Annotated in this window: 24 protein-coding genes; all 24 read left to right on the forward strand. The window is 59.9% G+C overall.

Translation table 11 applies throughout. The features are described from left to right. The first annotated feature begins 21 nt into the window (after positions 1–21). The 24 genes from RA29_RS12140 to RA29_RS12250 all read left to right on the forward strand — a co-directional run bounded on the left by RA29_RS12140 (position 22) and on the right by RA29_RS12250 (position 18714). Positions 22–1173: an NADH-quinone oxidoreductase subunit E gene (locus RA29_RS12140; RefSeq protein ID WP_039686326.1), complete on the forward strand. Its 1152-nt coding sequence runs from the start codon at positions 22–24 to the stop codon at positions 1171–1173. A 26-nt stretch (positions 1174–1199) separates the two neighbouring features. After that, positions 1200–1958 carry a hypothetical protein gene (locus RA29_RS12145; RefSeq protein WP_039686328.1) on the forward strand — a complete coding sequence of 253 codons (759 nt, stop codon included), beginning with the start codon at positions 1200–1202 and terminating at the stop codon, positions 1956–1958. A gap of 3 nt (positions 1959–1961) precedes the next feature. After that, complete coding sequence (locus RA29_RS12150; RefSeq protein WP_039686330.1) at positions 1962–2180, forward strand: DUF5337 domain-containing protein; 219 nt, start codon at positions 1962–1964, stop codon at positions 2178–2180. 40 nt (positions 2181–2220) lie between these two features. After that, a complete protein-coding gene (gene nuoF / locus RA29_RS12155) occupies positions 2221–3501 on the forward strand; it encodes an NADH-quinone oxidoreductase subunit NuoF (RefSeq protein ID WP_039686332.1) in 1281 nt (426 codons plus the stop codon). A 149-nt stretch (positions 3502–3650) separates the two neighbouring features. Then, positions 3651–3878: a hypothetical protein gene (locus RA29_RS22870; RefSeq protein ID WP_152613004.1), complete on the forward strand. Its 228-nt coding sequence runs from the start codon at positions 3651–3653 to the stop codon at positions 3876–3878. 9 nt (positions 3879–3887) lie between these two features. Beyond that, positions 3888–4331, forward strand: coding sequence for a DUF3291 domain-containing protein (locus tag RA29_RS12160; protein ID WP_052249639.1), 444 nt, complete (start codon positions 3888–3890; stop codon positions 4329–4331). 29 nt (positions 4332–4360) lie between these two features. Then, the gene (locus tag RA29_RS12165) at positions 4361–4750 is read left to right on the forward strand and encodes a hypothetical protein (RefSeq protein ID WP_241462602.1); all 390 of its coding nucleotides are present in this window, start codon (positions 4361–4363) and stop codon (positions 4748–4750) included. A gap of 122 nt (positions 4751–4872) precedes the next feature. Continuing rightward, on the forward strand, positions 4873–5271 hold the full coding sequence (locus tag RA29_RS12170) for a DUF5333 domain-containing protein (protein ID WP_039686334.1): 399 nt from the start codon (positions 4873–4875) through the stop codon (positions 5269–5271). A gap of 3 nt (positions 5272–5274) precedes the next feature. Continuing rightward, positions 5275–7293, forward strand: coding sequence for an NADH-quinone oxidoreductase subunit NuoG (nuoG, locus tag RA29_RS12175; protein WP_039686336.1), 2019 nt, complete (start codon positions 5275–5277; stop codon positions 7291–7293). Beyond that, positions 7290–7670 (forward strand): hypothetical protein, encoded by a 381-nt coding sequence (locus tag RA29_RS12180; RefSeq protein WP_241462603.1) that lies wholly within the window; start codon positions 7290–7292, stop codon positions 7668–7670. Before nuoG ends, RA29_RS12180 begins: the two co-directional genes overlap by 4 nt. After that, entirely contained in the window at positions 7667–8047 is a 381-nt protein-coding gene (locus RA29_RS12185) for a hypothetical protein (RefSeq protein ID WP_039686338.1), read from the forward strand. The genes RA29_RS12180 and RA29_RS12185 overlap by 4 nt, the downstream gene beginning before the upstream one ends. Before the next feature lie 6 nt (positions 8048–8053). Next, complete coding sequence (nuoH, locus tag RA29_RS12190) at positions 8054–9091, forward strand: NADH-quinone oxidoreductase subunit NuoH (protein ID WP_039686340.1); 1038 nt, start codon at positions 8054–8056, stop codon at positions 9089–9091. Between the two features lies 1 nt (position 9092). After that, positions 9093–9287 carry a hypothetical protein gene (locus RA29_RS12195; RefSeq protein ID WP_152613005.1) on the forward strand — a complete coding sequence of 65 codons (195 nt, stop codon included), beginning with the start codon at positions 9093–9095 and terminating at the stop codon, positions 9285–9287. 2 nt (positions 9288–9289) lie between these two features. Beyond that, the gene (gene nuoI, locus RA29_RS12200; RefSeq protein ID WP_039686343.1) at positions 9290–9784 is read left to right on the forward strand and encodes an NADH-quinone oxidoreductase subunit NuoI; all 495 of its coding nucleotides are present in this window, start codon (positions 9290–9292) and stop codon (positions 9782–9784) included. Further along, a complete protein-coding gene (locus RA29_RS12205) occupies positions 9781–10164 on the forward strand; it encodes a carboxymuconolactone decarboxylase family protein (protein ID WP_039686345.1) in 384 nt (127 codons plus the stop codon). The genes nuoI and RA29_RS12205 overlap by 4 nt, the downstream gene beginning before the upstream one ends. Further along, complete coding sequence (locus RA29_RS12210) at positions 10157–10576, forward strand: carboxymuconolactone decarboxylase family protein (protein WP_039686347.1); 420 nt, start codon at positions 10157–10159, stop codon at positions 10574–10576. The genes RA29_RS12205 and RA29_RS12210 overlap by 8 nt, the downstream gene beginning before the upstream one ends. Continuing rightward, entirely contained in the window at positions 10573–11175 is a 603-nt protein-coding gene (locus RA29_RS12215; RefSeq protein WP_039686349.1) for an NADH-quinone oxidoreductase subunit J, read from the forward strand. Before RA29_RS12210 ends, RA29_RS12215 begins: the two co-directional genes overlap by 4 nt. Before the next feature lie 35 nt (positions 11176–11210). Next, the gene (locus RA29_RS12220; protein WP_052249697.1) at positions 11211–11678 is read left to right on the forward strand and encodes a hypothetical protein; all 468 of its coding nucleotides are present in this window, start codon (positions 11211–11213) and stop codon (positions 11676–11678) included. Positions 11679–11724: 46 nt separating this feature from the next. Then, positions 11725–12030 carry an NADH-quinone oxidoreductase subunit NuoK gene (nuoK, locus tag RA29_RS12225; protein ID WP_039686350.1) on the forward strand — a complete coding sequence of 102 codons (306 nt, stop codon included), beginning with the start codon at positions 11725–11727 and terminating at the stop codon, positions 12028–12030. A 6-nt stretch (positions 12031–12036) separates the two neighbouring features. Next, positions 12037–14103 (forward strand): NADH-quinone oxidoreductase subunit L, encoded by a 2067-nt coding sequence (nuoL, locus tag RA29_RS12230; RefSeq protein ID WP_039686353.1) that lies wholly within the window; start codon positions 12037–12039, stop codon positions 14101–14103. Next, the gene (locus RA29_RS12235; RefSeq protein WP_039686354.1) at positions 14103–15644 is read left to right on the forward strand and encodes an NADH-quinone oxidoreductase subunit M; all 1542 of its coding nucleotides are present in this window, start codon (positions 14103–14105) and stop codon (positions 15642–15644) included. The genes nuoL and RA29_RS12235 overlap by 1 nt, the downstream gene beginning before the upstream one ends. 11 nt (positions 15645–15655) lie before the next feature. After that, positions 15656–17092, forward strand: coding sequence for an NADH-quinone oxidoreductase subunit NuoN (nuoN, locus tag RA29_RS12240; protein WP_039686356.1), 1437 nt, complete (start codon positions 15656–15658; stop codon positions 17090–17092). Positions 17093–17179: 87 nt separating this feature from the next. Further along, the gene (locus RA29_RS12245; protein WP_039686358.1) at positions 17180–17929 is read left to right on the forward strand and encodes a biotin--[acetyl-CoA-carboxylase] ligase; all 750 of its coding nucleotides are present in this window, start codon (positions 17180–17182) and stop codon (positions 17927–17929) included. An 11-nt stretch (positions 17930–17940) separates the two neighbouring features. Next, complete coding sequence (locus tag RA29_RS12250) at positions 17941–18714, forward strand: type III pantothenate kinase (protein ID WP_039686360.1); 774 nt, start codon at positions 17941–17943, stop codon at positions 18712–18714.

The following is an 18714-nucleotide window of genomic DNA, read 5'->3' on the forward strand; positions in this document are numbered from 1 at the left end:
GCAGACCAAGGGAAGACCCTAATGCTCCGCCGCCTCCACCCCGATCAGCCTGACAGCTTCGCCTTTACACCGGATAACCAAGCGTGGGCCGAAGCGCAGATCACCAAATATCCCGAAGGCCGTCAGGCCTCCGCCATCATCCCGCTTCTGTGGCGCGCGCAGGAACAAGAGGGATGGCTGACCCGCCCCGCGATCGAAGCTGTGGCCGACATGCTCGACCTCGCCTATATCCGCGCGCTGGAAGTGGCGTCTTTCTACTTCATGTTCCAACTGCAACCCGTTGGATCCGTTGCGCATATTCAGGTCTGCGGCACGACATCCTGCATGATCTGCGGGGCTGAGGACCTCGTGGCCGTGTGCAAGGACAAGATCGCGGCCAAAGCGCACCAGCTCTCCGCCGATGGCAAGTTTTCATGGGAAGAGGTCGAATGCCTCGGCTCCTGCGCCAACGCGCCCATGGCCCAGATCGGCAAGGACTACTACGAGGATCTGACCGCTGCCCGCATGGGTGAGATCATCGACGAACTCGCAAAAGGTGAGGTGCCGACACCCGGCCCGCAAAACGGTCGTTACGCCTCCGAGCCGCTCAGCGGGCTGACCAGCCTCAAGGATTTCGACAGCGGCCACACCAAGTACAACGCCTCTGTCCAGCTTGCGACGGATATCGGCGACACGGTGAAACGGATCGACGGCACCGAGGTGCCATTGCTCGCCCCATGGGGTAAGGCCAACGCCGCGGCTGGCGCGAGCAACGCAAACGAAGAGCCTGCGTCCAAGGCCCCGCCGAAGAAAACGAAGTCCAAGGCCAAGCCCAAACCCAACGCTCCGGTAACGGAAAACAAATCGCAGCAAAAACAATCGGATGAGGCTGTCCCCGCGGGGACAAAACCCGCGCTTCTGACCGAAGCCCGCGAGGGTGGTGCCGACGATCTGAAGCTGATCAAGGGCGTTGGTCCGGGCCTTGAGAAAGAGTTGAACGCCGCGGGTGTCTACCATTTCGATCAGATCGCGTCGTGGACCGAAGACGAAGTGGCGTGGGCCGACCAGAACCTTGTCCGCTTCAAGGGACGGGTGAGCCGTGACAATTGGGTCACGCAGGCGAAAGATCTCTCAGAAGGCAAGCAAACAGAATTTTCCCAACGCGCGAAAAAAGACGGTATCTATAAGGAATAATATCTGCAAACGGGGGAGATATCCTTATGGACAACAACGAGGGAATGATCAGCTGCACGATCGGCTGCTGGCTTGTGGCGCTTTTGGGGGGCGCATTGGCTGCAGTTTTGCTGATGGTGCTCGGCGGTTGGAGCTTTATGCAGGGCGCCTTCATGGGCCTCGTCGTGGCTGTGGTGGCAGGCGCGTTGCTCAGCTGGATCATGTGCAAACCGCTGCCTGCGATTGGTGAAGCGACGGCTGAGGCGAAGTCCACCGAACCGGCCCCTGCTGCAAAGGTGACTCCGGCTGCGGCCCCTGCAACAACATCGGCCGCATCGCCCGAGATCAAACCTTCAGCTTCGTTGCCGGGTGAGGAAGACCTTGCTGCGCGTAAAGGCGAGTGGAAGTACGAGGCGGAGCCAGAGGTTAAGGAAAAGCCGAAGGACAAGCCAAAGGGCAAGCCTGTCGCCAAGAAAAAAGCGGCTCCAAAGGCGGACGCTCCCGCTGCTGCAGGTGAAGGCACGAAGCCTGAGACGCTTTCTGCTGCGCGCGAAGGTGGTCCGGATAATCTCAAGGAGATCAAGGGCGTCGGGCCGAAACTTGAAGCGCTTTTGCATTCGATGGGTTTCTACCATTTCGATCAGGTTGCAAGCTGGGGCGCGGATGAGGTCGCATGGGTCGACCAGAACCTCGAAGGGTTCAAGGGCCGCGTGACGCGTGATGATTGGGTGGCGCAGGCCAAGATTCTTGCTGCCGGCGGCGACACCGAGTTCTCCAAGAAAGTCGACAAGGGCGGCGTTTATTAACGCATGTCGGCGCCCCTTGATCCGAAACTGGCCCGTCAGGGCCGTATCGCGGCCCTTGTGATTGCAGGGGCCGCTTTGCTGTCGATCTTCGCGCCGGTGATTGTGCAGGCCCTTGGCTTGCCCGCCCGGTACGAAATTCTTATTTTATTGTTTGCGCTGGCTGCGTTCATTTGGGCACTGGTGGTGGCCCTCAGGATTTGGCAAAAGAGCCGCGACAACTGACGGCCCCGCGCGCGGGCCGATATGGCAAAGGATAACACCCATGCTGGCTGACAAGGATCGTATCTTTACCAACCTTTACGGGATGCACGACCGCACGCTGAAAGGCGCGCAGGCGCGTGGCCATTGGGACGGGACGGACAAGCTGATCCAGAAGGGCCGGGATTGGATTATTCAGGAGATGAAGGACAGCGGCCTTCGCGGTCGGGGCGGCGCGGGCTTCCCAACAGGCCTCAAGTGGTCCTTCATGCCAAAGGAGTCGGATGGGCGTCCGGCTTACCTCGTTGTAAACGCAGACGAATCCGAACCCGGCACCTGCAAGGACCGCGAGATCATGCGCCACGATCCGCACACGCTGATCGAAGGGTGCCTGATCGCCAGCTTCGCGATGAACGCGCATGCCTGCTACATCTATATTCGCGGCGAATACATCCGTGAGAAGGAAGCGCTGCAGGCGGCCATTGATGAAGCTTATGACGCGGGTCTGGTTGGTCCGAACGCCGCTGGCTCTGGCTGGGATTTCGACATTTACCTGCACCACGGGGCAGGGGCATATATCTGCGGTGAGGAAACCGCGCTGCTCGAGTCGCTTGAGGGCAAAAAGGGTATGCCGCGGATGAAACCGCCATTCCCGGCGGGTGCGGGTCTGTACGGTTGCCCGACGACTGTTAACAACGTTGAATCCATTGCCGTTGTGCCGACGATCTTGCGTCGGGGCGGGTCGTGGTTCTCGTCCTTTGGTCGTGCGAACAACGCGGGCACCAAGCTGTTTGCCATTTCCGGCCACGTGAACAATCCGTGCGTTGTGGAAGAGGCGATGTCGATCAGCTTCGAAGAGCTGATCGAGAAGCATTGCGGTGGTATCCGCGGCGGCTGGGACAACCTCAAGGCCGTGATCCCCGGTGGGTCGTCCGTACCCTGCGTGCGCGGGGAGAAGATGAAAGACGCCATCATGGACTTCGACTATCTGCGGAACGATCTGCAGTCGGGTCTGGGCACGGCGGCGGTGATCGTGATGGATCAGTCCACCGACATCATCAAGGCGATCTGGCGTCTGTCGAAATTCTACAAGCACGAATCCTGCGGTCAGTGCACACCCTGCCGCGAAGGCACGGGTTGGATGATGCGCGTGATGGAGCGGCTGGTCCACGGCGAGGCGGAGGTCGAGGAGATCGACATGCTGCTCGACGTGACCAAGCAGGTTGAGGGTCATACGATCTGTGCGTTGGGTGATGCGGCGGCGTGGCCGATCCAGGGGTTGATCCGGAACTTCCGGGATGAGATCGAGGACCGGATTGCAGGTAAGCGGATCGCTGCGGAGTGATGCGGTCGATTACGTTTGGAATAGTTGCGTTCGCCGTGAGCACGACCCCGGCTCATGCAGAGCCTGCGCAATTGGAGGTGGACTTTGGGTCCTTCCCGTCAGGCACGTCCTGTCAAGTACATGGCACGCAGGGTAAGGTATCGCTTCGTGTGGGGCGCGAGATCGAGTTCAAGGTGCGCGGTGATACCAGCAATGTGTCTTTTACATGCACTCAACCAGATGGTCGTGTTTTCAAGGTTCGCACTGGTTCATTGCTGCCGCCGGATAGCTTTCGCAAAGTTGCTGTCCAAATAAACCAGGATAATCATGCGCATATCTTTTGGGATCAAGGCGGTTTGCGTCGCAAGACGATCCCCGGAATTCTGCAATGGCAATGATACTGGTTCGTGCACCTCGCTGAATTCAACATCGGCACCCTTAAATATGACTGGGAAGACCCACGCGTCGTGGACTTCCTGAACAATCTCGACCGTGTCTATGACATCGCGCGCCGCAGCCCTGGCTATGTCTGGCATCTGGAAGGCGACGATATGGAGGCCGCGCAGCTTGATCCGGACGGCCCGCTGGGGGGCAATCCGCGCACGGCAAGCACGCTGTCCGTCTGGAAAGACGTCGAAAGCCTGCACGCCTTCACCTTCAACACCGTTCACAAGCAGTTCTATGACCGCAAGGGCGAATGGTACGATCCGGATCAGGGATTGCGCTTTGTCATGTGGTGGGTGCCTGCAGGGCATATACCCACGATTGAGGAGGCACTTGACCGCTTCCATCATCTTGAAAACCATGGCAATACGGATCACGCCTTTGGCTGGGATCATGCCCTGACCTGAGGCCCTAGACCGGTGTGGAGGAGACCGCAGTGACCAAGACCAAGAGCCGTGCTGAGGCAAATCGCTTGACCGACATGCGCCCGATGCTTTTGACAGGTTTTCTTCTAAGTGCCGCGTTGGTTTTGACGGCGTGTTCGGGCGAGCGGCGGTCGGAACGTGTTGCCTTTGACGGTCAGTTTTTCCGCGCCAGTTCCAGCAAGGTCGACAGGCAGCGCGATCAGTTCGAGATTACGGTATCGCCGGTCTCGGCCTCGCTTGAGGGCGCGCGCGAGGCGGGGCGGTACGAGGCTATTCGCTATTGCATTACGCAGTTCGGGTCGTCGGACATTTCGTGGATCGAAGGGCCCGACGCTGAGGACGGAACGTTGCGCACCAATGGTGACAGGTTGCTGTTGCGCGGCACCTGCACGCCAGCGTGATCACAAGCGCTGATTAAGGCGACATTTTGCGATGTAACGGGTTGTGTCGCCCCGTGTTATTGCATAGCACGAACCTGCTTTCCCACATGGCATCAATGTGATGCTCAAGGTGGAGAGAAAAGATGCGCGCAATGACCATGGCCCTGATCCTTAGCCTGACTGCCGGGATAGCCTCGGCGAAGCCCCATTTGCGGGATGTGCCCGAGATTGATGGCACCCTTCTGGCTGTCGGGATCGCGGATGAGATTCGGAAAAACTGCCCTGACATTTCGGCGCGGATGTTGCGCGCCTATACGCTTGTCACCGGGCTGAAGGATAAGGCCCGCGCGATGGGCTACTCCGACGCCGAGATCGATGCTTATCGCAAGTCGGACGCCGAAAAGAACCGGCTGAAGGGTGCGCGTAAAGCATATCTTGACGCTGCGGGCGTTACGCCGGGCCAACCCGCCGGCTACTGCGCGCTGGGACGCGCCGAAATTGAAAGAGGCGGCCAGATTGGCGCCCTATTGAGGATGAACTGACGCATGAGTGACCTTCGCAAGATCATCATCGACGGTAACGAGGTCGAGGTCGACGGGGCTATGACCCTGATCCAAGCCTGTGAAGAGGCGGGGATCGAGATCCCGCGTTTCTGCTATCACGAGCGTCTGTCGATCGCGGGCAACTGCCGGATGTGTCTTGTGGAAGTGGTGGGTGGCCCGCCGAAGCCTGCGGCGTCCTGTGCCATGCAGGTGCGCGATTTGCGCCCTGGTCCCGAGGGCCAGCCGCCTGTCGTGAAAACGAACTCGCCCATGGTCAAGAAGGCCCGCGAAGGGGTTATGGAGTTCCTGCTGATCAACCACCCGCTGGATTGCCCGATCTGCGATCAGGGCGGCGAATGCGACCTGCAGGACCAGGCCATGGCTTATGGCGTTGACTTCTCCCGCTTCCGCGAGCCGAAGCGCGCCGTCGACGATCTGGATCTCGGGCCGCTGGTCGAGACCCACATGACCCGCTGTATTTCCTGCACCCGCTGCGTCCGCTTCACGACCGAGGTCGCGGGCATCACGCAGATGGGTCAGACGGGGCGTGGTGAGGACAGCGAGATTACTTCCTACCTTGGCGAAACGCTCGATTCGAATCTGCAAGGCAACATCATCGACCTGTGCCCTGTGGGCGCGCTGGTGTCGAAGCCATATGCATTTACCGCGCGGCCTTGGGAGCTGACCAAGACCGAGAGTGTGGACGTGATGGATGCGCTTGGGTCTTCTATCCGTGTGGATACGAAAGGGCGCGAGGTGATGCGCTTCTTGCCCTTGAACCATGATGGCACAAACGAGGAATGGATTTCGGACAAGACCCGCTTTGTCTGGGACGGACTGCGTCGGCAACGTCTGGACAAGCCGTACGTCCGTGAGAATGGCAAGCTGCGGCCTGCGTCTTGGGGCGAGGCCCTCGGCAAGGCATCTGAGGCGATCAAGGGCGCGTCGTCGCTGGCCGGTTTGGTCGGGGATCTGGCGCCGGTCGAGGCGGCTTACGCGCTGAAAGAGCTCATCGAAGGGCAGGGCGGCATTGTTGAATGCCGGACCGATGGGGCCAAGCTGCCGTCGGGCAACCGCGCAGCTTATGTCGGTACCGCAGCCATCGAGGATATCGAAACCGCCGAGGCCATCATGCTGATCGGCACCAATCCGCGTCTGGAAGCGCCGGTGCTGAATGCGCGCATTCGCAAGGCTTGGGCCCGTGGCGCGAACGTGGGTGTGATCGGCGAGATGCCTGATCTGACCTATGAGGCGAACCATATCGGGACCGAAGCCACGATCATCAACGAGTTGTTGAAGCGTGACCATTCCGCGGTGCAGGAGAAGCCGTCGATCATCATCGTTGGTATGGGCGCGCTGACCCGTGGTGACGGTGCTGCGATTCTGGCGGGTGCGCAGGCGCTGGCCGAAAGCACAAAGTCCGGCCTGATGATCCTGCACACGGCGGCAGGTCGTGTGGGTGCGATGGATGTTGGCGCGACCAACCCGGATACCATGGCTGCTGTCGAGAAGGCCGATGTGATCTATAACCTCGGCGCGGATGAGGTCGAGATCGATGACGGTGCATTTGTCATCTATCAGGGCAGCCACGGGGACCGTGGTGCGCACCGGGCGGACGTGATCCTGCCGGGCGCTGCTTACACCGAAGAGGGTGGGCTGTTCGTGAACACCGAAGGACGTCCGCAACTGGCCCAACGCGCGAGTTTTGCGCCCGGTGAGGCCAAGGAAAACTGGGCGATCCTGCGCGCGCTGTCGGGCGAGATGGAGGCGACATTGCCCTATGACAGTCTGGCCGCGCTGCGCCAGAAGCTGGTCAAGGACCACCCGCATCTGGGTGATATTGATGTCGTGGCCGAAAACACAGGCGACGCACTTGAAGCAGGTAAGGTTGAAGGCGGTGTGCTGACCTCGACCGTTAATGATTTCTATCTGACCAATCCAATTGCCCGCGCCAGCCAACTGATGGCGGAACTCAGCGCGAATGCGAAGGCACGCCAATCTCAAGCTATGGCAGCAGAATGATTTATCGCGAAACTACTCAAGCGCTGGCCTTGGGTGCGGTGCTCACCCTGTCGGCCTGCGCGTCGCAGGTGATGGAAGGCTATGTCGGCAAGTCCATCACCGAACCGATGCTGGATTATGGCCAGCCCGCGGCGGTGTTTGACCTGCCGGATGGCCGCCGCGCTTTTCAGTGGTCGATCAGTTCGTGGGGGTCTGTGCCTATTGTCAGCACCGACACGCGAACTTCGGGCGGCGTTGGTGACTGGGCGGACGTTACCAGGACGCGGACCATCAGCATCCCGGTCGAGGAGACCTGCCTTTACACGCTCTATGGCGTGCCACGGGGCAACGACTGGATCGTGACCGGGTATCGGCAACCGTCGCTGGACTGCGAATGAAGCCTGCCTGGATCATAACGGCGCTGCCGCTTGCGGCGTGCGAGCCTGTGCCAACGGCTGAGCGCTTCATCCCTGACTATCGGGGGGTGGAGACGCAGCTTTTGGCGGATGATCTGGTGCAGTTTGACGTTGAAATGACCAACGCCATCACGACGCGCGACGTCGAGGATTATGCCGAATGTGCAGCCGCCGGATACACGCTGATCCGGGGCTGGGGCTTTGCGCGTCATTTGCGCACAAATGTATACGAAGAGGCTGGCGTGTGGAAAGCAGATGCTGTTTACACCATTTCGCCAGCCCTCCCGCGTGGCATACGGACCATCGACGCTGAAGTCGTGGCTGCTGCCTGCGCGGAGAGGGGAATACCGACGGTGTGAGGGCTGATGGCTGATTTCTTTACCACTCCTGGCGGCATCGCCGTCCTAGTTCTGGCCCAGGTGCTGGCCGTCGTGGCGTTTGTCATGATCTCGCTCCTGTTCCTGGTCTACGGCGACCGCAAGATCTGGGCGGCTGTCCAGTTGCGTCGTGGTCCTAACGTGGTTGGAGCGTACGGCCTGCTTCAGACCGTTGCGGATGCGCTGAAATACGTCGTGAAAGAGGTTGTCGTGCCTGCGGGTGCGGACAAGACCTTATTTATGCTGGCGCCTATGACCAGCTTCGTACTGGCGATGGTGGCGTGGGCGGTGATCCCGTTCAACGACGGCTGGGTGCTGTCGGATATCAACGTCGCGATCCTCTATGTCTTCGCGATCTCATCGCTTGAGGTGTATGGCGTCATCATCGGCGGCTGGGCGTCGAACTCGAAATATCCGTTCTTGGGTTCGTTGCGGTCGGCGGCGCAGATGATTTCCTATGAGGTCAGCATCGGCCTGATCATCATCGGTGTGATCCTGTCCACCGGGTCGCTGAATTTCGGGGCTATCGTGAACGCGCAGGACACCGGTTACGGCTTCTTTGGCTGGTACTGGCTGCCGCATCTGCCCATGGTGTTCCTGTTCTTTATCAGCGCCTTGGCCGAGACGAACCGGCCACCGTTTGACTTGCCTGAAGCGGAATCAGAACTCGTCGCGGGCTACCAGGTCGAATACTCCTCCACCCCGTTCCTGCTGTTCATGGCTGGTGAATACATCGCCATCTTCCTGATGTGCGCGCTGATGTCGCTGCTGTTCTTCGGTGGCTGGCTGTCGCCCATCCCCGGCCTGCCAGACGGCGTGCTGTGGATGGTGGCGAAGATGGCGTTCTTCTTCTTCCTCTTCGCCATGGTGAAGGCGATCACGCCCCGCTACCGCTATGACCAGTTGATGCGCTTGGGCTGGAAAGTGTTCCTGCCGTTCAGCCTGGTCTGGGTCGTGTTCGTGGCCTTTGCCGCCAAGTTTGACTGGTTCTGGGGCATCTATGCCCGCTGGGCCGTGGGGGGCTGATATGGGATTGGCCACCGCCATCAACGAAGCGCCTGAACGGCATCTGGACGATCTGGTGTCCTACCTGTCGTCCGAGTTTGCCATCGGCACTTTGGACAGTGAAAAGACCTTTGAACAGGCTGATCAGGGAGAGGTCGTCTCGGCCCTGAAAGCTTGGGCGTATATGCACCTTAACGACGCAACACAGGGAGACTAGCAATGACGCAGATCGACTACGGCCGCGCCGCCAAATACTTCCTGCTTCAGGATTTCTGGGTCGGTATGAAGCTGGGGCTGAAGTACTTCTTTGCCCCCAAAGCAACGGTGAACTACCCGCATGAAAAGGGGCCCTTGTCCCCACGCTTCCGGGGCGAGCATGCGCTGCGCCGTTACCCCAATGGCGAAGAGCGCTGCATTGCCTGCAAGCTGTGCGAGGCAATTTGTCCCGCGCAGGCCATCACCATCGATGCGGAGCCGCGCGAGGATGGCAGCCGCCGCACCACCCGCTATGACATCGACATGACCAAGTGCATCTATTGCGGCTTCTGTCAGGAAGCCTGCCCGGTGGATGCCATTGTCGAGGGACCGAATTTTGAATTCGCCACCGAGACGCGGGAAGAGCTTTTCTACGACAAGGAAAAGCTGCTGGAGAACGGCGAGCGGTGGGAAGCCGAGATCGCACGCAACCTGGAACTGGATGCCCCTTACAGATGAGCCTTGATACCGCATATGAGCGTGGCAAGGCGCTGTCCGAGCAGGTGAACCCGGGCATGGAAGATGCCCTGGCAGCCCGCTATGACGCGCTGGTGCCGGGCTTGTCGCGCATGGTCGTGGAGGTGCCTTATGGCACCTTCTACACGCGCGGTGTCGTGGACGAAAAGACGCGGCTGTTGGCGACGATTGCTGCCTTGGCCGCGTTGGGCGGGCACACCCGCCCGCAGTTGAAGGTCAACATTGCCAACGCCCGCGCTGTGGGTGCTAGTCGCGAGGAAGTGTGTGAGATCATCTACCAGATGACCCTCTATGGCGGCTTCCCGGCCATGATCAATGCGATGAATGCCGCCATCGAGGTGTTTGAGGCCGAAGATGAGTGACGACAAGAACCCCTTTGCTGCGATGATCGCCCAGATGCACGAAATGACGAAGGCGTTTCCGCATATGGCTGCGTTCGATCCATCCAAGGGGTTTGATCCCAAGATGTTCGAAGCGCTGTGGCCAACCATGCCCAAGGATCTGATGGAGACGTGGTTCGGCAACACGTTCAATGAGAACGGGCTCGATGCCAAGACAAGGCTGCTGATCACGCTTGCCGGTCTGACCATGCAGGGCGCGCAGGCCGACACGGCCATTCGCCAGACCGTGCGCCACGCGCGTGAGGCGGGCGCGACGGACCAACAGATTTCCGAGACCCTGGGCATGATGGCGATGTTCGCCGGGGTGCCCGCCATGACCCGCGCCATGGGATTGGCGCAGGAGGTCATGGGTGACGACGAGGACGAGACATGACTGTATTTGCCTTCTACCTGTTCGCGGTCAGCGTGATCGCCGGGGGCCTGTTCACTGTGATCAGCCGCAACCCGGTGCACTCGGTCCTGTGGCTGATCCTGGCGTTTCTGAGTGCTGCGGGTCTGTTCGTGCTCTTGGGTGCCGAGTTCGTGGCGATGCTGCTGATCATCGTCTACGTGGGCGCGGTCGCGGTGCTGTTCCTCTTCGTGGTGATGATGCTGGACGTGGATTTTGCCGAGCTGAAGGCGGAGATGGCGAAGTATATGCCGCTGGCACTTCTGATTGGTGTCGTGATCCTGATGCAGTTCGTGATGGCCTTTGGCGCTTGGGAATCGAATGCGGCCGCGGAAGGGTTGCGCGCGCAGGTGACGCCGATGGATCGACATAATACCGAAGCGTTGGGGATGATCCTCTATGATCAGTACTTCCTGCTGTTCCAGCTGTCGGGGCTGATCCTGTTGGTCGCGATGGTGGGGGCCATTGTCTTGACCCTGCGCCACCGCTCGGATGTAAAGCGTCAGGATGTGGTGGCCCAGATGATGCGCGACCCGGCCACGGCGATGGAGCTGAAGGACGTCAAACCGGGGCAGGGGCTCTGATGCCGTTTTCTTTCAAAGAAAACGGGCCGGAATTTTTGAAAAATTCCGTTTGCGCGGCAGTGACAGCGGTGGCTCTGGTTGGGTCAGCGTCGGCTGTGACACTCATGGAGTGCGACCGGACCACGCACATCTCGCATGGGGGCGAAGCGGATCACATGGATCTAGGCGATGGCCGTGTGATGTGGCGCGATTGGTGGAGCCAGGAGGGGTCGGCAACGTCGTTTACCCTTGTCGACTGTGTGCCCGGTGCTGCGCTGACCTTCCGGACGCAGGAAGAGAACATGGGCAATCGCTTGCCCTTTGACCGCACCGACGCCGCACTGCAAGTGATCAATCGACACGAAAGCGGCGCACGCGCTTTTGCCACCTTTGACCGCATGGCCGCCGATCTGGACGGGATCGCGCGGGACATCGACATCATCACGCTGGATGCAGAGCCTTGCGCATGCGCCGCACTCTACCCCGAGGCTCGGGGCGACAAGACAGAATTCATGCTGGGCTGAGGCCCGGTAACAGACGACAAGCGGGGATATGCCCCGGAGGGACGACATGATAGGACTTGAACACTACCTGACGGTCGCGGCGACGCTGTTCGTCATCGGCATCTTCGGGCTTTTCCTGAACCGCAAGAACGTGATCATCCTGCTGATGAGCATCGAACTGATGCTCTTGGCGGTGAATATCAACCTCGTGGCGTTCTCCAGCTTCCTGGACGACCTCGTCGGGCAGGTGTTCACCCTGTTCGTGCTGACCGTTGCGGCGGCCGAGGCGGCCATCGGTCTGGCCATCCTGGTCTGTTTCTTCCGCAACCGCGGTACCATCGCCGTCGAAGACGTCAACGTGATGAAGGGCTAAGTCACAATGGAAACCATCCTTCTCTTTGCCCCGCTTGTCGGCGCGCTGCTCTGCGGCTTTGGTTGGCGTGTTTTTGGTGAGGTCGCGGCCTGCTGGATCGCCACGGGCTTGCTGTTCCTGTCGGCTATCCTGTCGTGGATTGTGTTCATCACCTTTGACGGCACGACCGAGACCATCCAGATCCTGCGGTTTATCGAAAGCGGCAGTCTGAGCACGGACTGGTCCATCCGTCTGGACCGGCTGACCGCGATCATGCTGATCGTGATCACGACGGTGTCGAGCCTCGTCCACCTCTATTCTTTCGGCTACATGGATCACGATCCGCAGTGGCGTGAAGGCGAAAGCTACAAACCCCGCTTCTTTGCTTACCTGTCTTTCTTTACCTTCGCGATGCTGATGCTGGTGACAGCTGATAACCTCGTGCAGATGTTCTTTGGCTGGGAAGGCGTGGGCGTCGCATCCTACCTGCTGATCGGGTTCTACTACCGCAAGCCTTCCGCAAATGCGGCGGCCATCAAGGCGTTTGTCGTGAACCGGGTTGGTGATTTCGGCTTTGCCTTGGGCATCTTTGCGCTGTTCTTCCTGACCGACAGTATCAACTTCGACGACATCTTTGCCGCTGCACCTGAGTTGGCTGAGACGCAGCTGACCTTCCTCTGGAGCGAGTGGAACGCGGCGAACCTTGTGGCTTTCCTTCTGTTCATTGGCGCGATGGGCAAGTCGGCGCAGCTGATCCTGCACACATGGCTGCCGGACGCGATGGAGGGGCCGACGCCTGTGTCCGCGCTGATCCACGCCGCCACCATGGTGACGGCAGGTGTTTTCCTTGTGTGCCGCATGTCGCCGGTGATGGAGTTTGCGCCTGAGGCGATGGCATTTGTCACTGTGTTGGGTGCGATTACGGCCTTTTTTGCGGCGACCGTGGGGCTGGTGCAGACAGACATCAAGCGTGTGATCGCGTACTCTACCTGTTCGCAGTTGGGCTACATGTTCGTCGCTGCGGGCGTTGGCGTCTACTCGGTCGCGATGTTCCACCTGTTCACGCACGCTTTCTTTAAGGCGATGCTGTTCCTTGGTGCCGGCTCGGTCATCCACGCCATGCACCATGAACAGGACATGACCAACTACGGCGGGTTGCGGAAGAAGATCCCCTATACATTCTGGGCCATGATGATCGGCACGCTGGCCATCACTGGCGTGGGTATTCCGCTGACGGGCTGGATAGGCTTTGCGGGCTTCGCATCGAAGGATGCGGTGATTGAGAGCGCCTATGTTGGTTCGACCTTCGCCTTCTGGGCGTTGGTGATCGCGGCGCTGTTCACGTCTTTCTATTCGTGGCGCCTGATGTTCTTGACCTTCTATGGTGAGGCGCGCGGCGACAAGCACACGCATGAGCACGCGCATGAAAGCCCGATGGTCATGCTGATCCCGCTGGGTGTGCTGTCCCTGGGTGCGATGTTTGCTGGGGCGATCTGGTACTCGTCTTTCTTTGGCAAGCCGAACGAGGTGATCAAGTTCTTTGGCGGTCATTACGAGGTACCTTCGGAAGAGATCAAAAATGCCGTGGCCGAGCGCAGCCCGAAAGCATCCGAGCTGAAGTATGTGATGGAAGATGCGCCGGGTGAGGCAGGGATCTACATCGCGCCTGAAAACACCGTCCTGCATGAGGCCCATTACGTGCCAACTTGGGTCAAGCTGTCGCCCTTTGTGTCGATGCTGCTGGGATTTATCGTGGCGTACTGGTTCTACATCAAGAACCCCGCGCTGCCGGGACGTTTGGCCGAGAACCAGCGCCCGCTCTACCTGTTCCTGAAGAACAAGTGGTACTTTGATGAGCTCTATAACTTCATCTTTGTCGGACCTGCCATGTGGCTCGGCAAGAAGCTGTGGAAGCGCGGCGATGGTGACGTGATTGACGGCACGATCAACGGGTTGTCGATGGGCGTTGTGCCCTTCATCACCCGCCTCGCGGGCCGTGCGCAGTCCGGCTACATCTTTACCTATGCCTTCGCCATGGTGATCGGGATTGCTGTCCTTGTCACCTGGATGACGCTCAGCGGAGGAGCGAACTGATGGACAATATCCTTTCCATCACCACTTTCATGCCTGCGCTGGCGGCCTTGATCCTGGCCGTGTTCCTGCGGGGTGAGGATGAGGCGGCGCAGCGCAATGCCAAGTGGGTTGCGATGGCGACGACCATCATCACCTTCATCGCATCGCTGTTCATCCTGTTCGACTTCGATCGCAACGACACCGGCTTCCAGATGGTGGAGCAGGGCGAGTGGATCATGGGCCTAACCTACAAGATGGGGGTCGATGGGATCAGCGTTCTGTTCGTGATGCTGACCACCTTCATGATGCCGCTTGTTATCGCGGCGTCCTGGTCCGTGACGGACCGGGTCAAGGAATACATGATCGCCTTCCTGCTCTTGGAGACGCTGATGCTCGGCGTGTTCATGGCGCTGGATCTGGTCCTGTTCTACCTGTTCTTCGAGGCCGGCCTGATCCCGATGTTCCTGATCATCGGGATCTGGGGCGGGGCGAACCGGATCTACGCGAGCTTCAAATTCTTCCTGTACACCTTCCTCGGCTCGGTGCTGATGCTGGTGGCGATGGTTGCGATGTATGCTGATGCGGGCACCACGGATATTGAAGCGCTGCTCAACCACCAGTTCGGGAGCGAAACGTTCAGCCTGCTGGGTATGCAGATCGTCGGCGGGATGCAGACGATCCTGTTCCTCGCCTTCTTTGCCAGCTTTGCTGTCAAGATGCCGATGTGGCCGGTCCACACCTGGCTGCCTGATGCGCACGTGCAGGCCCCGACGGCGGGTTCAGTCGTGCTGGCGGCCATCCTGCTGAAGCTGGGTGGCTACGGGTTTATCCGCTTCTCCTTCTCCATGTTCCCGGTTGGATCAGAGGTGATGGCGCCGCTGGTTCTGTGGATGTCGGCGATCGCGATTGTCTACACATCGCTCGTGGCGCTGGTGCAGGACGATATGAAGAAGCTGATCGCCTATTCGTCCGTTGCCCACATGGGCTTTGTGACGATGGGCATCTTCTCGGCCAACCAGCAGGGCCTCGATGGCGCGATTTTCCAGATGCTGAGCCACGGCTTCATCTCCGGCGCGCTCTTCCTGTGCGTTGGCGTGATCTACGACAGGATGCACACGCGCGAGATTGATGCCTATGGCGGTCTGGTGAACCGGATGCCGGCCTATGCTCTGATCTTTATGCTGTTCACCATGGCCAATGTGGGCCTGCCGGGCACCTCCGGGTTCGTGGGCGAGTTCCTGACGCTGATGGCGGTGTTCCAGGTCAACACGTTGGTGGCGGCTGTGGCGACGACCGGTGTGATCTTCTCTGCCGCCTACGCGCTTTGGCTTTACCGTCGGGTGGTCATGGGCGATCTGATCAAGGAGAGCCTGAAGTCGATCACTGATATGACGCGGCGGGAGAAGGCGATTTTCGCACCGCTGGTGGTGATGACGCTGCTGCTGGGTGTGTATCCGGCGCTGATCCTCGACATCATCGGGCCGTCGGTGGCCGCCCTTGTGACACAATACGATACGGCGCTCGCCGCAGCTGAGGCTGCGACGATGGTTGCCGAGAATTAAGGAGCCGACGGATGTCTGCTGATCTGACCATCATCCTGCCCGAGATCCTGCTGGCTGTGTTTGCCATGCTGGGCCTGATCGGCGCGGTCTATACGTCCAAGGACGATCTTGCCTCTCCGCTCCTCTGGGCAACCTCTGCCGTGTTTCTGGCTGTCGCGGCGTGGATCGGATTTACGGGCGAGGGCACGAATGTAGCCTTTGGCGGGATGTTCATCGACGACGGGTTTTCGCGCTTTGCCAAGGTGACGATCCTTGTTTCCGCGGCGGCCGTTCTGTTGATGAGCGAAGGGTATATGTCGCAGCGCGGCCTCTTGCGCTTTGAATACCCGATGCTGGTGGCACTGGCCGCTGTCGGCATGATGACCATGGTGTCGGCGGGTGACCTGATGGCGCTCTACATGGGCCTCGAACTGCAGTCGCTGGCGCTGTACGTCGTGGCATCGCTGCGCCGTGACAGCGTCAAATCGACCGAGGCGGGCCTCAAGTATTTCGTCTTGGGTGCGCTGTCGTCGGGCCTGCTGCTCTATGGTGCATCGCTCGTCTATGGCTATGCCGGCACTACACTGTTCTCGGGCATCGTTCAGGTTGCGGAAGAGGGTGTGTCGCTGGGCCTCCTCTTTGGCCTCGTGTTCCTGATGGCGGGTTTTGCGTTCAAAGTCTCTGCCGTGCCGTTCCACATGTGGACGCCGGACGTCTACGAAGGCTCACCCACGCCCGTCACGGCCTTCTTTGCGACGGCCCCCAAGGTGGCTGCCATGGCGCTTTTTGCGCGCGTGATGCATGATGCCTTTGGCGGAGCGGTCGCGGACTGGCAACAGGTCATGGCGCTCTTGTCGGTGCTGTCGATGTTCCTTGGTGCCTTCGCTGCGATTGGCCAGACCAACATCAAACGCCTGATGGCGTTTTCGTCCATTGCCCATATGGGGTACGCGCTGATGGGCCTTGCCTCCGGCACCGCGCTCGGGGTTGAGGCGATGCTCGTCTACATGGCGATCTATGTCACTATGAACATTGGCACATTCGCCTTCATCCTGATGATGGAGAAGGACGGCCAGCCGGTCGTCGAAATCTCATCGCTCAAGATGTATGCCAAGCGCGAGCCGGGCAAGGCGTGGGCGATGCTGTTCCTGATGTTCTCGCTCGCCGGCGTGCCGCCGATGCTGGGGTTCTTCGGTAAGTTCTATGTGCTGCGCGCGGCCTATGAAGGCGGGCTGGTGTGGCTGGCCATCGCGGGTGTGATCGCTTCGGTCATTGGTGCCGTCTATTACCTACGGATCGTCTACTACATGTTCTTTGGCGAGACGCAGGATGAGGGGCTGAATGGCGGCAAGTCTCCGATCCTTTGGGCGATGTTGATGGGGTCGGCGGCGGTCATGCTGTTTGGGATCATAAATATGTTCGGTGTGGATACGGCGGCGGCGGCTGCGGCGCTGACATTGGTGAACTAGGCGCTTGATGGCAAATCAGCCCTTCCTTCTCGGTGGCAAAGCCACCTGTCAGGCAATGGGGCAGGATTTTTTGGCAACAGGAAAGTCATGAGCGCTTGGCCTTCAGGCTACGGGCGGCGTGTGTTGCCATCGGTGGACTCGACGCTCAGCGAAGCGGCGCGTATCGCATCCGATCTCTCGGGCCCTGAATGGATTTTGGCGCTGACCCAGACAGCGGCACGCGGTCGGCGTGGTCGGGCGTGGTCGATGCCCGAGGGAAACTTTGCTGGCACGCTTGTGTTGCCCCTGGACGAGACGCCGGGGCAGGCGGCCCTGCGATCCTTTGTCATGTCACTTGCCTTGCGGGACGCTTTTGTTGCGGCGACGGGGCGAGAGGATGCCTTTGCCCTGAAGTGGCCCAATGATGTGCTTCTGCGCGGCGGCAAGGTTGCCGGCATCCTGCTGGAAAGCATTGGCAGCGGTGCCGGTATCACGCATCTGGCGATCGGGATTGGGGTCAACCTGGCCGCGGCTCCCGCGGTGAGCGAGGTAGAGCAAGGCGCCGTGCGGCCTGCTGCGCTGAAAACGGCCCTTGGTACGGTCATCTCGCCCGAAGACTTTCTCGACCTCTTGGCCGCGGCCTATGCCCGATATGAGGATCAGCTCCGCACCTATGGCTTTGCGCCGATCCGGACAGCGTGGCTTGCCCACGCGGCGCGTCTGGGGGAGCCGATCAAGGCCCGGACCACGCGGGACGAATACATCGGCACTTTCGTGGACGTGGACGGGGATGGCCAACTTGTTCTAGAGACGGCCAAGGGCCGGATCACCATCCCGGCGGGTGACGTTTACTTCTGAGGGGGCAGGCCATGCTTCTGACCATCGACTGCGGCAACACGAATACTGTGTTTTCGATCTGGGACGGGACCAAGTTCCTGGCCACCTGGCGCACCTCGACCGAATGGCAGCGGACAGCGGATCAGTATTATGTCTGGCTGTCGACACTGATGGAGTTCCAGAAGCTGGATGTGGAGATCACGGATGTGATCATCTCGTCCACCGTTCCGCGTGTGGTCTTCAACCTGCGCGTTCTATGCGACAGGTACTTCAATTGCCGCCCTTATGTCGTTGGCAAACCCGATTGCCTGCTGCCCGCGCCGCCGCGCGTGGACGAGGGCACGCAGATTGGCCCGGACCGTTTGGTAAACACGGCCGGAGCCTATGACCGCTGCGGGGGCGACCTGATCGTGGTTGATTTCGGCACCGCAACGACTTTTGATGTGGTGGCCTCGGACGGGGCCTATGTCGGTGGTGTGATTGCCCCCGGTGTGAACCTGAGCCTTGAGGCGCTGCACTCCGCCGCTGCCGCCCTGCCGCATGTGGACATCACCAAGCCGCAGGCCGTAGTGGGTACCAACACGGTCGCCTGCATGCAGTCCGGCGTGTTTTGGGGTTACGTGGGCCTTGTCCGTGAGATATGTGCCAGAATTAAAGCGGAGCGCGACCGCGACATGCGCGTGATTTCGACAGGGGGGCTGGCCCCTCTGTTCCAACAGTCCGAAACGCTGTTTGACGACTTTCAAGACGATTTGACGATGCATGGCCTGACGGTCATTCATCGCTTTAACAAGGAAAACACCTAA

It is taken from the genome of Tateyamaria sp. ANG-S1 (genome assembly GCF_000814025.1).
Classification (GTDB): Bacteria; Pseudomonadota; Alphaproteobacteria; order Rhodobacterales; family Rhodobacteraceae; genus Tateyamaria.